Genomic DNA, 14064 nt, shown 5'->3' on the forward strand with positions numbered 1-14064 from the left:
AGCGAGATTCGAGGGTGCATCATGGCCGCCAATCCCCACCGCGTCGTCATCGTCGGAGCCGGCTTCGGCGGGCTGGAGGCGACGTATCGCCTCGCGGGCGCGCCGGTCGAGATCACGCTGATCGACCGCCGCAACCACCATCTGTTCCAGCCCCTGCTGTACCAGGTCGCGACCGCCTCGCTCGCCACCAGCGAGATCGCCTGGCCGATCCGCCACCTGATGCGCGACCGGCCCGAGGTGACGACGCTGTTCGCGACGGTCAGCGGCGTCGACGCGGCCAGGCGCTGCGTGCTGATCGACGACGGCAGCGAGGTCGCTTACGACACGCTGGTGCTGGCGACCGGCGCGCGTCACGCCTATTTCGGCCACGACGAGTGGGAGCAATGGGCGCCCGGCCTGAAGACGCTGGAGGACGGCACCACCTTGCGCCGGCACATCCTGGTGGCGTTCGAGCGCGCCGAGCGCGAGACCGATCCAGCCAAGCGCGCGGCGCGGCTGACCTTCGTCATCGTCGGCGCCGGTCCCACCGGCGTCGAACTCGCCGGCACCATCGCCGAGATGGCGCGTCACACGCTGCCCGGCGATTTCCGCAACATCGACACGACCAAAGCCCGCGTGGTGCTGATCGAGGCGGGGCCGCGCGTACTCGCGGGCTTTGCCGACGACCTCTCGGCCTATGCACAGGCCTCGCTGGAGAAGATCGGCGTCGAGGTCGTGCTGGGACAGGCCGTTACCGAGATCAATCGCGAGGGCGTCGTGTTCGGCGGCAAGCTGCTCGAGGCCAAGACACGGATCTGGGCCGCCGGCGTCCGGGCCTCGCCCGCCGCCGAATGGCTGGGCGCACCAGCCGATCGCGCCGGGCGCGTTCAGGTCGAAGACGATCTGACCATCCCAGGTCATCGCGAGATCTTCGCGATCGGCGACACCGTCAGCATCAACGCCTGGGAGGGCAAGCCGGTGCCCGGTATCGCGCCGGCGGCCAAGCAGCAGGGCCGGCATGTCGCCGAGACCATCAAGGCGCGGCTGCGCGGAGCTGCCACGGGCCCGTTCCGCTACAAGCACGCCGGCAGCCTCGCCCAGATCGGCAAGCGGCTCGCCGTGATCGACTTCGGCCGCTTCAAGCTGCGCGGCACCATCGCATGGTGGATCTGGGGCATCGCCCACATCTACTTCCTGATCGGCCTCCGCCACCGGCTCAGCGTTGCCTTGAGCTGGCTCTGGATCTACGCGCGCGATCAACGCGCGGCGCGGCTGATCACGCAGGGATCAAGCAAGGTGATGTAGGAGTGCTGCTCTTACCCTCCCCTGGAGGGGTCCGGGACGAGCGTAGCTCGCCCGTGGGTCGGCATGCGACCGAGCGAAGCGAGATCGCGTGACGGGGTGGGGTGATCTCTCAGCACGGGCAGTCGTCGTGTTGAGAGATCACCCCACCCCGCTCGCGCTGCGCGCCATCGACCCTCCCCCTCCAGGGGAGGGTGAAAGTAGCCTCGCCGCTCCCCTACTTCACCAGCTCGCACCCGCCTTCCGACAGCGGGCGGAACGCCTGCTCCGCCGGAATGGTCGAAACCAGCTTGTAATAATCGTACGGATATTTCGACTCCTCCGGCTTCTTCACCTCGAACAGGTACATCGGATGCACGACGCGGCCGTCTTGGCGGATCGCGGTGTCGCCGAACAGCTTGTCCTTGCCCTTGAATTTCTTCATCTCGGGCACGGCGTCCCTGGCATTGTCGCTGCCGGTCGCCGCGACCGCATTGAGATAAGCGAGCGTCGAGGCATAGACGCCGGCCTGGTTGCCGCTCGGCATCTTGCCGTTCATGCCGGGCCGCGCGGCGAACCGCTTTGCGAAGGCGCGGGTATCGTCGTTCATGTCCCAGTAGAAGGCTTCCATGACCTGGAGGCCCTGCGCGACCTTGATGCCCATGCCGTGAACGTCGTTGATGAAGAGCAGGAAGGCGACGAGCTTCTGACCGTTCTGCTGGATGCCGAATTCGGCGGCCTGCTTCACCGCGTTGATGGTGTCACCGCCGGCATTGGCAAGGCCGATCACCTGGGCCTTCGACCCCTGCGCCTGCAACAGGAACGACGCGAAATCAGAGGTGCCGAGCGGATGCTTGGAGGAGCCCAGCACCTTGCCGCCGTGGCCCTCGATATATTTCTGTGCTTCCGCCTCGATGCCCTTGCCGAGCGCGTAGTCGACCGTGAGGAAATACCAGTCTTTGCCGCCGCGCGACATCATCGCGGCTGCAGTGGTGTTGCCGGTCGCCCAGGTGTCGTTAACCCATTGGATGGTGTTGGGCGAGCAGGCCTTGCCGGTGAGGTCCGAGCTTGCCGTCGAAGACGCCAGGAAAGTCATACGGCTGTCGCGCAGCAGCGTGTTGATGGAGAGGCCGACCGCCGAGTTCGGCACGTCGACGATGGCATCGACGCCTTCGACATCGAGCCATTTGCGCGCGATGGCGTTGCCGACATCGGCCTTGTTCTGATGGTCGGCATAGACGATCTCGACCTTGATGTTCTTGCCGCCGCCGTTGAAATCCTCCGCAGCCATACGCGCGGCTTCCACCGAGCCCATGCCGTTGGTGTCCTGGAAGATGCCGGAGATGTCGTTGAGCACGCCGACGCGCACGACATTGTCCGAGATCTCCGCGCTCGCCGCGCCGGTCATGAGGCTTGCGGCCAGCGCAAGCGTCCACTTCAGATTTTTCATTGGTCCCTCCCCTGCTTTATTGTTTCCGGTCGTGTCAGGCCGGCGTGATCGTCACCGGCAGGCTGTCCAGCCCGCGCAGCGTGTTGTTGAAGCGGCGCTTCGGCTCGCCCGTGATCTCGATGCTGGCGATGCGGCGCGCCAACGCCGAGAGCATCGTCTCGCCTTCCAGCCGCGCCACGAGCTGGCCGACGCACATGTGGATGCCGGAGCCATAGCCGACATGGCCGGAGGTGCGGCGGGTGATGTCGTAGCTGTCGGGCTCGTCCCAGCGCCTGGGATCGCGATTGGCCGCGGCGAGGAACATCAGCACTTTCTCGCCTTCGCCGATCGTCGCGCCGGACAGCTCGACGTCACGCGTCGTGGTGCGGAAGAAGGTCTGCACCGGGCTTTCGAACCGCACGGCCTCCTCGAAGGCGTTGCGCGCCAGCGTCAGATCATCGCGCAAGCGCTGCCATTGCTCGGGGAAACGCGCCAGGCAATAGACGGCGGCACCGATGCCATTGACCGTGGTGTCGAGGCCGGCCGACAACAGCGAGCGCACCAGGAGCGGCGCTTCAGTCGCGGTGATCGCGCCCTCATCGACATGGGCGTGGATGCAGGCCCCGATGCCGCCAGGCGTAAGATTGTCACGCTGGCATTGCGCGGTGACATAGGCTTGATGCGGCGACGAGCGCGCGATGGCTTCCTGGCGCAACTCGTTGGGCGGGCCGAACGCGTTGAACACGACGCTCGCATAAGGGATGAGATGCTCGCGGCCTTCGGGCTTCAGCCCCAACGCGTCCGGGAAGATCGAGAGCGGATAGGCTTCCGCCAGATCCGTGATGGCGTCAAAACTGCGCTTGGCAAGCAACATATCGACTCGTTCTTCGGCTGCCGCCGCAAAGCGGTCGCGCAGGCCCTTCATCACGGTCGGTGACAGCACCTTTGACAGCACGGCGCGGGTGCGGGTGTGCGCGGGCGGATCGGCCTCGAGGATCAGGCTCGGCGGCCGCCACGGCGTCTCCTTCTTGAAATCGCTGAGGCCGACACCGCGGCTGGAGCAGAAGGTCGCGGGATCGTTCAGCACCGCATGGACCTCGGCATAGCGCGCCACGCCGTAGACGTTCCACTTGTCGAGATAGACCACCGGCCCCGCCTCCCGCAGCCGCTGATGCGTGGGGTAGGGATCGGCGAAAAAATTCATGTCGAAGGGATCGACGTCGAGATGCGGGACGGAAGCCGTTGCCGGCGATGCAGGCGTGCCGGATGCGGTCATGGGAGACCTCCCTCATTTTGGTCTTGTGAAAGGACGGCGCATGCCCTTAGGTCGGTGGCCCCACCGCGAGTCAGACCCCCGACATGCCTGCGCCTTCGACCAGATCCCGCCAAAAACCCGCGCCTGGCGATGCGGGACCGACGCTCGATCTCGACCGTTACGTCCCGGCGTTCGTCACCTTCATTGCCAACAAGCTCTCGAACAGCGCAACCGCGTTCTATCAGCGGGAGTTCGGCGTCAACGTCACGGAATGGCGGATCATGTCGCTGCTGGCGATCGAGCCCGGCATTCCGGCATCGCGCATCTGTCACGTCATCGGTTTCGACAAGGGGCCGGTGAGCCGGACGCTGGCGGGCCTCGAGAAGCGCGGGCTGGTCTCGATACGCACCGATCCCCATGACGGCCGCACCCATTCGATCTCGCTGACGGCGAAGGGCCGCGCCACCCATGACAAGGTGATCGTCGCAGCGCTCGAACGCGAGCGGCGGCTGTTGTCCTGCCTGAACAAGGACGAGCGCGAGGTGCTGATCGATCTGCTTCGCCGGCTGCACGAGAATCTCGGCGCGGTCACCGGCGGCATCGATCCCTGACAGGTCGCAAGCGGCGCGCCAGCTGCCGTCACGTCCACGCATGCGCCGGCGTTGGCCGACGGCACCATTCGGGCCGAGCATCGTTTCCTCCAGGACCGGACGCGGCGGTTTCCCCGCCGTCATCGCTCCCTGGACGGTTCGCATAAATTAGTTGCTTGGGCAACAAAATAATCGGAAGGATATTGCTGCAGGCTTCCTGGCCTATTGGGCATCCCCAGCTCTCGTGTCCCGGACGCGCTGCAGCGTGGAAACGCTGCTGCGCAGAGTCGGGACCCATGCGGCCGCGCGTCATGTGAGATGGGCCCCCGGCTCTGCAGCGCATCACACCGGACAATGCTTCGCATCGCCGGGAGTGCTGCGCTGCGTCCGGGGCACGAGAGCAGCTAGCGGTCGACGGGACGGCCTATCCGACGCACCCAATCCACTCCGCCGACGCATCAGCATTCAACCGCGTCACCGCATCGGCTCGCCGCGTCAGTACCGCGCGCTGGTTGATGTAGCCCTTGTCGGTGATCTCGCCGCCGTCGACCGAGGGCGGCTCGGCGAGCAGCAGCGCACGAGTGGCGTGACCGGAGGAGTTGGGACCCTGTTGCCTCAGTTTCGCCAAGCCCTGCGCGATCGCGGTCCTGACCTTGTCATGCGCGAGCACGTCATTCACGCTTGCCGTCTCGGGCAGGCCGGCGTGGGCGCGGCAGGCCGCGATGTTCGGGATCACGAGGAAACGCACCTCGTCACCGCCGTGCCCTGACACGACGATGTCCTGCGCCAGCGGCGCCAGCGCGGCGATGCCGGCGACGCGCAGCGTGCCGACATTGACCCAGGTGCCGGAATTGAGCTTGAAATCCTCGGCGACGCGGCCGTCGAAAAACAGGCCGCGCTCCGGCCGCGCGGTGTCGGCAAGCTTCACGGCATCGCCGATCAGATAGAAGCCTTCTTCATCAAAAGCCTGCGTGGTCAGCTCCGGCGCCTTCCAATAGCCCGGCGTGACGTTGGGGCCGCGCACGCGGACCTCGAGCTTGTCGCCCGAGGGGACCAGCTTCAGTTCGGTGCCGGGGATCGGCACGCCGATATTGCCGGAACGCTCGGCGAGGAAATGACAGTCGGTGGCGAGCGGCGACGTTTCCGTCGAGCCCCAGGCCGAGACCATCGGCAGCGCACGGCCGACCGTCTTGAGCGAGAGCTCTTCGAGCGCATCCCAGAGATTCTGCGGCAGCGCGGCGCCGGCATAGAAGGCGAACTTCACCTCGCCGAAGAAGCGGCGGCACAACGCCTCGTCGCCGCGCAGCGCCGCGATCAGCATGTCGAAGCCGCGCGGCACGTTGAAATAAACCGTCGGCATCACGCTTCTGAGGTTCGCCAGCGACGTCGCGAACAAGCCGGGCGCGGGCTTGCCACCGTCGATATAGAGCGAGCCGCCATTGCGCAGAACGAGGTTGAAATTGTGGTTGGCGCCGAAAGTGTGGCTCCAGGGCAGCCAGTCGAGAATGACGAGATTGCTGCCGGCCTGCTCCAGAAAGGTCCAGGTCTGCGCCTTCGCCTGCTGGCTCGATGTCAGCATGCGCTGGGTATTGATGACGGCCTTGGGCGTGCCGGTCGAGCCTGACGTGAACAGGAATTTGGCGATCGTATCGGGCGCGACCGCGGCGAAGGCTTTGGCGACATCGGCTGTTTCGGGCGTCGCCGCGACCGTCCGGAAGCCGAGCGCATCGCCATCGCCGGCGTTGCCGCTGATGATCTGCGCCTGGTGTAGCGGCTCGATCGCGGCCAGCGCCGCCGCGAATGACTTGGTCGCCGAGACATAGATCGCGCCCGGCTCGAGCAGCGCGATCATGCCCTTGAGCTTGTCAAAGTCTTTCGACATCAGCGAGTAGGCCGGCGAGATCGCCGCCGAGGGCACGCCGACATGCTGGGCGCCAAGCGCGAGCAGCGCATGGTCGATGCTGTTGTCCGAGAGGATCGCGAGCGGGCGTTCGGCGCTGAGACCCTGCGCCAGAATCCAGGACGCGACCGCACGCACCTGGCGCAGCGCCTGCGCATAGGTGACGGTGGTCCAGGGCTCCTCGACATCGCCGCGCTCGGCCAGGAAGATCGCATCCGGCGTCTGCTGCGCCCATTGCTCCAGCCAGTCGCCGACGCAGCGCGCACCATTGCGCAACGGATCCGGCGAGCTCAGCACGATGCTGCCGTCGGCGCGATGCGCCGCGACGGTTCTGGGTGTTGCGAACAGGCTTGCAGCATCACCGCGTGCGGCGGTTGTCATGGTTTCCCCCTCCGCCCGGATCGGCGGCAGCCTCGTTCCGGGCTGCTTTGAGCATAATGTTGGGCATGACAATTGTTGTCGTCAACAACAATCTTTCGCGACAGCGCCCGAAGCGTTAAGCTTGCCTGGCAGGAGACACGATGTGACAGCCACCGCGCCCCGGACCTCCCCACGCAGACAAGCGAGCAACGGCACCGCGCGGCGGATCGACGCCGACGAGATCGGCCTCGACGCGCTGGTGGGGCACGCCGGCTATGCGGTGCGGCGCTTCCAGATCTGGATCTTCCAGGACTTCATCAGGACACTGGGCGATGTCGACATCCGGCCGACGCAATATTCGGTGCTGACGCTGATCGGGGCCAATCCGGGCCTGTCGCAGATGGCGGTGGCGAAACGGCTCGGCATCGAGCGCGCCCGGCTGGTGCACCTGCTCGACAGCCTTGAGCAGCGCAAGCTCGTGAAGCGGGTCAAATCGAAGGCCGACCGCCGGTCGCATGCGCTGCATCTCACGATCCAGGGCGAGACGGCACTGGCGAAGTTCAAGCGCCTCGCGGCCGAGCACGAACGGCATGTCGAGGCGAAGATCGGCAAGGAAAACCGGGCGCAGCTGCTGCGGATCCTCGCCGGCTTCACCTGATCTCGACTGCCCATTATTTGAGCGGCTGCCCGTCACAGGGCGTCGACACAATCGTCCGTCCGCCTGTCGAAATTTCCCCCAAGCCACTGATCAGACGGATAATATCCGAAGCAGCCGGCTGCCCGGATAATGTACACAATGGCACATCGCTTGCTTCACTCCGGGTGAAGCAGTTGCCGGAGTTTTGTCGCCATGAGGGCCGAAATGGGGGCTGAGCAGCCCGAAACGATCGCCGCGATCGTGGCCGCGCATCGCGCGGGCACGATGACGCCTGCACAGACGATCGCGCGGACCTATCAGCGCATCCGCGACCACAACGATCCCGCCATCTTCATCAGCCTGTGTGACGAAAAGGATGCGATCGCGGAGGCCGAGAGGCTTGCGACGAAAGACGCCGCCAGCCTGCCGCTCTACGGCGTGCCGGTCGCCGTGAAGGACAATATCGATGCGCTGGGCTTTCCGACCACGGCGGCCTGCCCCGCCTTCTCCTTTACGCCGACACACGATTCGACGGCGGTGGCGCGGCTGCGCGCCGCCGGCGCGATCATCATCGGCAAGACCAATCTCGACCAGTTCGCGACCGGCCTCGTCGGCGTGCGCTCGCCCTATGGCATCCCCAGAAATTCGATCCGCGAGGATCTCATTCCCGGCGGCTCCAGTTCGGGCTCCGCCGTCGCCGTCGGCGCCGGCCTCGTTCCGCTCTCGCTCGGTACCGACACCGCCGGCTCCGGCCGCGTGCCGGCGATGCTCAACAACATCGTCGGGCTGAAGCCGAGCCTCGGCATGATCTCGAACGCGGGCCTCGTGCCGGCCTGCCGCACGCTCGATTGCATCTCGGTGTTCGCCCTGACGGTCGACGACGCAGCGCTGGCGCTCTCGGTGATGGCAGGTCCCGACGCAGCCGATCCGTTCTCACGCGACCGGCCGCTGGGCGATATCACGCCGTTCCCGACAGGCTTGCGTCTCGGCGTGCCGCGCAAGGGTCAACTGATCTTCTTCGGCGACAAGAAGGCGGAAGCCGCCTACGCCGATGCGTTGAAGCGCTGGACTGCGCTCGGCGCGACGCTGGTCGAATTCGATCTCGAGCCGTTCTATGAGACGGCGCGGCTGCTCTATGAGGGTCCATGGGTCGCCGAGCGCTATCTCGTGATCAAGGATCTGCTGGCATCCGCGCCTGATTCCATTCATCCGGTCACGCGCGAGATCACCGCCGCGGGAGCGAGGCTCACCGCCGCTGAGACGTTCTCGGCGCTCTACCGCCTGCAGGGCCTGCGCAAGATCGCCGAGCGGACTTTTGCCAATATCGACGCGCTGGTGCTGCCGACGGCGCCGACCGCCTATACCACCGCGCAGGTGCTCGCCAATCCGATCGAGCTCAACAGCCGGCTCGGCACCTACACCAATTTCGTCAATCTGCTCGACCTCTGCGGCCTCGCGCTGCCGGCAGAGATGCGCGCCGACGGCATTCCGTTCGGCATCACGCTGCTTGCTCCCGCGGGGCATGACGCACTGCTGGCGAGCATCGGCCGTGTGTTTCACGCGAATACGAAATTGACCGTCGGGGCGAAGGGCGCGGCACAGGCGCCGCTCGCGCCGCTGCCCGCAAGTGGCGGCGACGAGATCCCGATCGCGGTGGTCGGTGCACATCTCTCCGGCATGGCGCTGAATGGTGAACTGACGGCGCTGAATGCCACGCTGATCGAGGCGACGATGACCGCGCCCGACTACAAGCTTTACGCGCTGAAAACCACACCGCCGAAGCCCGGCCTGCTGCGAGTCGCGGCCGGCACGGGCGCGTCGATCGCGCTGGAGATCTGGTCGCTGTCGTCCTCCGCCTTCGGCAAGTTCGTCAACGCCATTCCCGCGCCGATGGCGATCGGCACGGTGCGCCTTGCGGATGGGCGCAGCGTCAAGGGATTTCTCGTCGAGCCCGAGGCGCTGGGCGACGCGCGGGACATCACGGCGTATGGCGGCTGGCGGAAGTTCATGGCGGAAGCTGCAACAAAGCAGGTCTCGTAGGGTGGGTTAGCGCAGCATAACCCACCTCTTTAGTTTCCGCGGAGACAGAAGTGGTGGGTTGCGCCTTCGGCTAACCCACCCTACGACTTCACACCGACACCGCGTAGATCTCGTACTCGCCGCGGACCAGCTCGATATGTGCGCGCATCGCGGCGGCGGCGCCCTGCTTGTCGCCGCGCATGATGGCGACGACGACGCGGTCGTGCTCGGCTTGCGACTTTGCCAATCGGCCGAGGTTGCGGAACTGGGCGCGGCGGAACGGCTGCACGCGGACCCGCGTCGCCAGCGTGATCTCGGCGATGTAGCCGTTCTGCGATCCCGCGTAGATCGCGTTGTGGAAGCGCTCGTTGACCTCGTGGAAACGCTCGGGATTGCCGGCGTAGCTCAGCACCCGCAGTTCCTCGTGCACGGCCTCCAGGCCGTGGCGCTCGGCCGCCGACATGCGCTCTGCGGCAAGGCCGGCGCACATCGCCTCGAGCTCGGCCATCGCCTCGAACATGCCGGTCAGCCGTTCGAACGAGGGCTGCGCCACCACCGCGCCGCGATGGGCACGCGCCTCGACGAGGCCGCTGGCCACCAGCTGACGCAGCGCCTCGCGCACCGGCGTCCGCGAGACGCTGAAGCGGCGCGCGATGTCGGTCTCGTCGAGGGCCGAGCCGGGCGCCAGGGTGCCGCGCACGATCTCGTCGGCGAGTTGAAGACGTAGCTCCTCGGCGCGCGTGACCTTCTGCACCGATGGCGAGGCACGGTCGACGCGGGGCACCACCGGCTCGGCCGGAAGTGTTCCGGGCGGAAAGTCGTCAAGCGTCATACGGTCAGGTCTCTTTCGGCTCGTCGATGATGCTGACATGGGCGGCGACGACGCGCCAGCCCTCCGGGAAGCGAATCCAGGTCTGCATCTGCCGGCCGACCTTGCCGGGCGCCGTGTCGCGATAAAACAAGGTGGAAGCCACGGCCGTATCGCGGCCATAGCTGGAGATGATGGTCCTGGCGGTACGGCGATTGAGGCCGACCGGCGAGCGCGCGGCGCGGAAGCCGTTGATCGCCTCATAGCCGTAGAGGTTCTCGCCGATGCCATAGCGCAGCGTGCGGGGATCGTTGCGGAAGAGCTCGCCGAGCACGGCGACGTCATTGGTGATGAGCGCCTGCTCATATCGGTCGAACGCGGCTTTGACTTCCGCGATCACCTCGGGGAGATCGATCTCCATCTCAAATTCCTCTCGGCGCGGGCGCCGACACCACGCCCATCTTTTCCAAGGCGTGCGCGACGCGGAGCGCGATGTCCTCGCGCCACGGCGCGGCGATGATCTGCACGCCGATCGGCATCGGCTCGAGCGGCACCGGGACTGCGACCACCGGCAGGCCGATGAAGGAGATCGGCTGGGTGTGGATGCCGATATTGGCGCGGACCGGCAGCTCGACGCCGTCGAGGTTGAAGTTCACCTGGCCGAGCTTCGGCGCGGTGCAGGGCGTCGCCGGCGCGAGCAGCACGTCGACCGACTTGAATATCTCGGCGAGTTCAGCGCGATACCAGCGGCGGAATTTTTGCGCGCGGTCGACCAGCGCTGCCGGCACCATGGCGCCCGCGATCAGGCGGTCGCGCACGGCTGGATCGAAATCGTTCGCGCGCTGGCGCAGGCGATCGAGATGCAGCGAGGCGCCTTCGGTGGTTGAGATGACATAAGCCGCCGCGCGGGCGCGCGCGGCTTCCGGAATGTCGACCATTTTAGTCGCGCCGAGCGCCTTGGCGACCCGGCTGACGGCCTCGACCGCTTCCGGAAACACGTTCTTCTGGAAGTACCCGCCGGCGATGGCGATGCGCAGATCCGAGACCGGATTGGCGATCAGCGGCAGCGTCGGCTCCAGCCCGCGCGTCGTGCAGGCGCTGTCCTCGGCGTCCGGGCCCTGCATCGCATCGTAGGCGAGTGCGAGATCGGCAACGGAGCGCGCGAACGGACCGAGATGATCGAGGCTCGCCACGAACGGGAACGAGCGCGCCCGTGACAGCCTTCCATAGGTCGGCTTCAAACCAAAAATGCCGCAGAACGAGGACGGCACGCGGATCGAACCATTGGTGTCGGAGCCGAGTGCGATCGGCACCAGCGCGCCGCCGACGGCGCTGCCCGAGCCGCCGGACGAGCCGCCGGTCATGCGCGTGGTGTCGTGCGGATTGCGCGAGGGACCGTCATGGACGTTCTCGCCGGTGAAGTCGTAGGCGTATTCGCCCATGTTGAGCGCGCCGACGAGAACGGCGCCGGCGGCTTCCATGCGCTCGATCAGCGTCGCGTCGCGGCTCGCGGGCGCGCGATCGCGATTGATCTTCGAGCCTGCGCGGGTGGGCAGCCCGGCGACGTCGAACAGGTTCTTCACCGCGAAGGGCACGCCGGCGAGCGGGCCGATCTCCTTGCCGGCGGCGATGTCGGCATCGATCGCGCGGGCCTTGGCGCGGGCGCGGTCGGCGGTGACGTCGGTGAAGGAATTGAGGATGCCGTCGTGCTGCTTGATGCGCGCGAGAGCGGCTTCGGTCGCATCGAGCGCGGACATCTTGCCACCCGCAACCGCCTTCGCGATTTCGGCGGCCGTCATCTCTGGCTTGCTGGTCATGGCAGCATCAAGCGGTGAAGATCGGCGCCGGCTCGGTCTCGTCCGGCAGCGCGAATTCGTCGACCAGGCGGCCAAGCCGCAGCGACACTTCGAGATTGGCGCGCACCGCGGGCCTCCAGGCCTCATCGACCGGCAGCGCCAGCGCTTTCGATACGGCGTCGATATAGTCGTCCAGCGGCTCGGCCATGTCTCTCTCGGCTCAATACTCTCTCGGCTCAATGCACCTGCAACGGCGGATGCGGGATCGCCGTCAGCAGCTCCTTGGTGTAATCGTCCTGCGGATCGCTCAAGACCTGCTCGGAAGAGCCTTCCTCGACGATTCGACCCGTCCGCATGACAATGACACGATCGCACAGCAAGCGCACCACATTCAAATCATGCGAGACGAACAGATAGCTCATACCTAGGCGTGCTTTCAGATCCTGCAGCAGGTTCAGAACGACCGCCTGCACCGAGACGTCCAGCGCCGCGGTCGGCTCGTCCAGGATGACCAGCTTCGGATGCAGCGCGATGGCGCGGGCGATGCCGACGCGGGCCTTCTGGCCGCCGGAGAGCTGGTGCGGGAAGCGATCGAGCAGATTGTGCGGCAGGCCGACCATGGTGGCCAGCTCCTCGCAGCGGGCGCGGAGGGCATCACGGCCTCTGATATCGCTCAATTGCATGATGGGATCGGCGATGGCGCGCGCGGCGGTGAAGCGCGGGTTGAGGCTGTCGGTCGGATCCTGGAACACCATCTGGATGCGGCTGCGCTGTGGCAGCCGGGCAAAGTTGGCAGGCGCAATGCCGCCGATGTCCTCGCCGTCGAACTGGATCAGGCCGGAGGTCTGGTCGAGCAGCCGCATCACCATCATCGACGTGGTCGATTTGCCGCAGCCGGATTCGCCGACCAGGCCGACACTCTCGCCATGGCCGATCGAGAAGCTGATGCCGTCCACCGCGCGGAACACATCGGGCTCCACGGGCGGCTTGCGGCCGAACAACTTGCCGAGCGTCGCCGTGGCGCCCTGGCGGGGATATTCCTTGACGAGCTTTTCGATGAGCAGGAGCGGTTTTGTATTCTCGTCACCCCCGGGCTTGACCCGGGGGCCCATCGACTGAGACTGGTCTTGCGCAGTGTGATGGATGGCCGGGTCAAGCCCGGCCATGACGGCTGAACTCTCCTCTTCTGGCAGCAAATCTCTCAGCGATACGCCGAGCCGCGGCGTCGCGCGCATCAGCTTCTTGGTGTAGGGGTGCTGCGGGTTGGCGAAGATGTCGGCGGCCTTGGCGGTCTCGACCACGCGGCCCTTCTCCATCACCACGACGCGATCGCAATAGGCGGCGGCGAGGCCGAGATCGTGCGTGATCAGGATGGTCGACATCGCCTTGCGCTTGGTCAGCTCGACGATCAGGTCCATCACCGCCTTCTGGGTGGTGACGTCGAGGCCGGTGGTCGGCTCGTCCGCGATCAGCAGCTGCGGATTGCAGGCGAGCGCGAGCGCGATGACGACGCGCTGGCACATGCCGCCCGACAGTTCGAACGGATAGGCATGATAGCGCTCGCGCGGGCGGGCGATCTTGACCTGCTCCAGCGCCTCGATCGCCTTCTCGCCGTGATCGGCGACCTGGGCCTGCTGTACATGGGTGCGCAGCACGTCCTCGATCTGGTCGCCGACTTTCCGGATCGGGTTCAGCGCCGCGCGCGGGTTCTGGAAGATCATCGAGACTTCGCGGCCGCGCAAATCGCGCATCTGGTCTTCGCTCGCGGCCTTGACGTCGATGCCGGAGAACATCACCGAGCCCTCGGCGATCCGCCCGGCGCGGTCGAGGATGCGCATCACCGCGTAGGAGGTCACCGACTTGCCGGAACCGGACTCGCCGACGATGGCGAGCGTCTCGCCCTTGGCGACGGAGATGTTGACGTGCTGCACGGCCTTGACGATGCCGCGGCGGGTTGAGAATTCGACGGTGAGGTCCTGGACGTCGAGCAGTGGCTGGGAAGTCATGCGG

12 protein-coding genes are annotated in these 14064 nt (G+C 66.4%); 4 read left to right on the forward strand and 8 right to left on the reverse strand.

Translation table 11 applies throughout. The features are described 5' to 3' along the window. Positions 1-21 precede the first annotated feature (21 nt). Positions 22-1284, forward strand: a complete 1263-nt coding sequence (locus CIT40_RS31880) for an NAD(P)/FAD-dependent oxidoreductase (RefSeq protein WP_094892549.1) — start codon at positions 22-24, stop codon at positions 1282-1284. 214 nt (positions 1285-1498) lie between these two features. On the opposite strand, the gene CIT40_RS31885 is transcribed toward CIT40_RS31880, so the two are convergent. Together CIT40_RS31885 and CIT40_RS31890 are read right to left on the reverse strand one after the other, a co-directional pair. Further along, a complete protein-coding gene (locus CIT40_RS31885; RefSeq protein WP_094892550.1) occupies positions 1499-2710 on the reverse strand; it encodes an ABC transporter substrate-binding protein in 1212 nt (403 codons plus the stop codon). Between the two features lie 34 nt (positions 2711-2744). After that, entirely contained in the window at positions 2745-3965 is a 1221-nt protein-coding gene (locus CIT40_RS31890; RefSeq protein ID WP_094892551.1) for a cytochrome P450, read from the reverse strand. Between the two features lie 83 nt (positions 3966-4048). On the opposite strand from CIT40_RS31890, the gene CIT40_RS31895 reads away from it, so the two are divergent. Continuing rightward, positions 4049-4555 carry a MarR family winged helix-turn-helix transcriptional regulator gene (locus CIT40_RS31895; protein WP_094892552.1) on the forward strand — a complete coding sequence of 169 codons (507 nt, stop codon included), beginning with the start codon at positions 4049-4051 and terminating at the stop codon, positions 4553-4555. Between the two features lie 403 nt (positions 4556-4958). Here the strand turns inward: CIT40_RS31895 and CIT40_RS31900 are convergent, their stop codons facing one another. Further along, positions 4959-6815: a feruloyl-CoA synthase gene (locus CIT40_RS31900; protein ID WP_094892554.1), complete on the reverse strand. Its 1857-nt coding sequence runs from the start codon at positions 6813-6815 to the stop codon at positions 4959-4961. A 142-nt stretch (positions 6816-6957) separates the two neighbouring features. On the opposite strand from CIT40_RS31900, the gene CIT40_RS31905 reads away from it, so the two are divergent. Together CIT40_RS31905 and atzF are read left to right on the forward strand one after the other, a co-directional pair. Beyond that, on the forward strand, positions 6958-7452 hold the full coding sequence (locus tag CIT40_RS31905; protein WP_162307773.1) for a MarR family winged helix-turn-helix transcriptional regulator: 495 nt from the start codon (positions 6958-6960) through the stop codon (positions 7450-7452). 204 nt (positions 7453-7656) lie between these two features. Beyond that, on the forward strand, positions 7657-9471 hold the full coding sequence (gene atzF, locus CIT40_RS31910; protein WP_094892556.1) for an allophanate hydrolase: 1815 nt from the start codon (positions 7657-7659) through the stop codon (positions 9469-9471). 88 nt (positions 9472-9559) lie between these two features. Here the strand turns inward: atzF and CIT40_RS31915 are convergent, their stop codons facing one another. From CIT40_RS31915 to CIT40_RS31935, 5 genes are read right to left on the reverse strand one after another with little or no spacing between them, the layout of a single operon-like run. Beyond that, a complete protein-coding gene (locus CIT40_RS31915) occupies positions 9560-10282 on the reverse strand; it encodes a GntR family transcriptional regulator (protein ID WP_162307775.1) in 723 nt (240 codons plus the stop codon). Between the two features lie 4 nt (positions 10283-10286). Continuing rightward, complete coding sequence (gene hpxZ, locus CIT40_RS31920; RefSeq protein WP_094892558.1) at positions 10287-10679, reverse strand: oxalurate catabolism protein HpxZ; 393 nt, start codon at positions 10677-10679, stop codon at positions 10287-10289. Position 10680: 1 nt separating this feature from the next. Continuing rightward, entirely contained in the window at positions 10681-12075 is a 1395-nt protein-coding gene (locus tag CIT40_RS31925) for an AtzE family amidohydrolase (protein WP_162307776.1), read from the reverse strand. A 7-nt stretch (positions 12076-12082) separates the two neighbouring features. Next, a complete protein-coding gene (locus CIT40_RS31930) occupies positions 12083-12262 on the reverse strand; it encodes a DUF4089 domain-containing protein (protein WP_094892559.1) in 180 nt (59 codons plus the stop codon). 28 nt (positions 12263-12290) lie between these two features. Next, a complete protein-coding gene (locus CIT40_RS31935) occupies positions 12291-14060 on the reverse strand; it encodes a dipeptide ABC transporter ATP-binding protein (protein ID WP_094892560.1) in 1770 nt (589 codons plus the stop codon). Between the last annotated feature and the right edge of the window lie 4 nt (positions 14061-14064).

Source organism: Bradyrhizobium amphicarpaeae (genome assembly GCF_002266435.3).
Taxonomy (GTDB): domain Bacteria; phylum Pseudomonadota; class Alphaproteobacteria; order Rhizobiales; family Xanthobacteraceae; genus Bradyrhizobium; species Bradyrhizobium amphicarpaeae.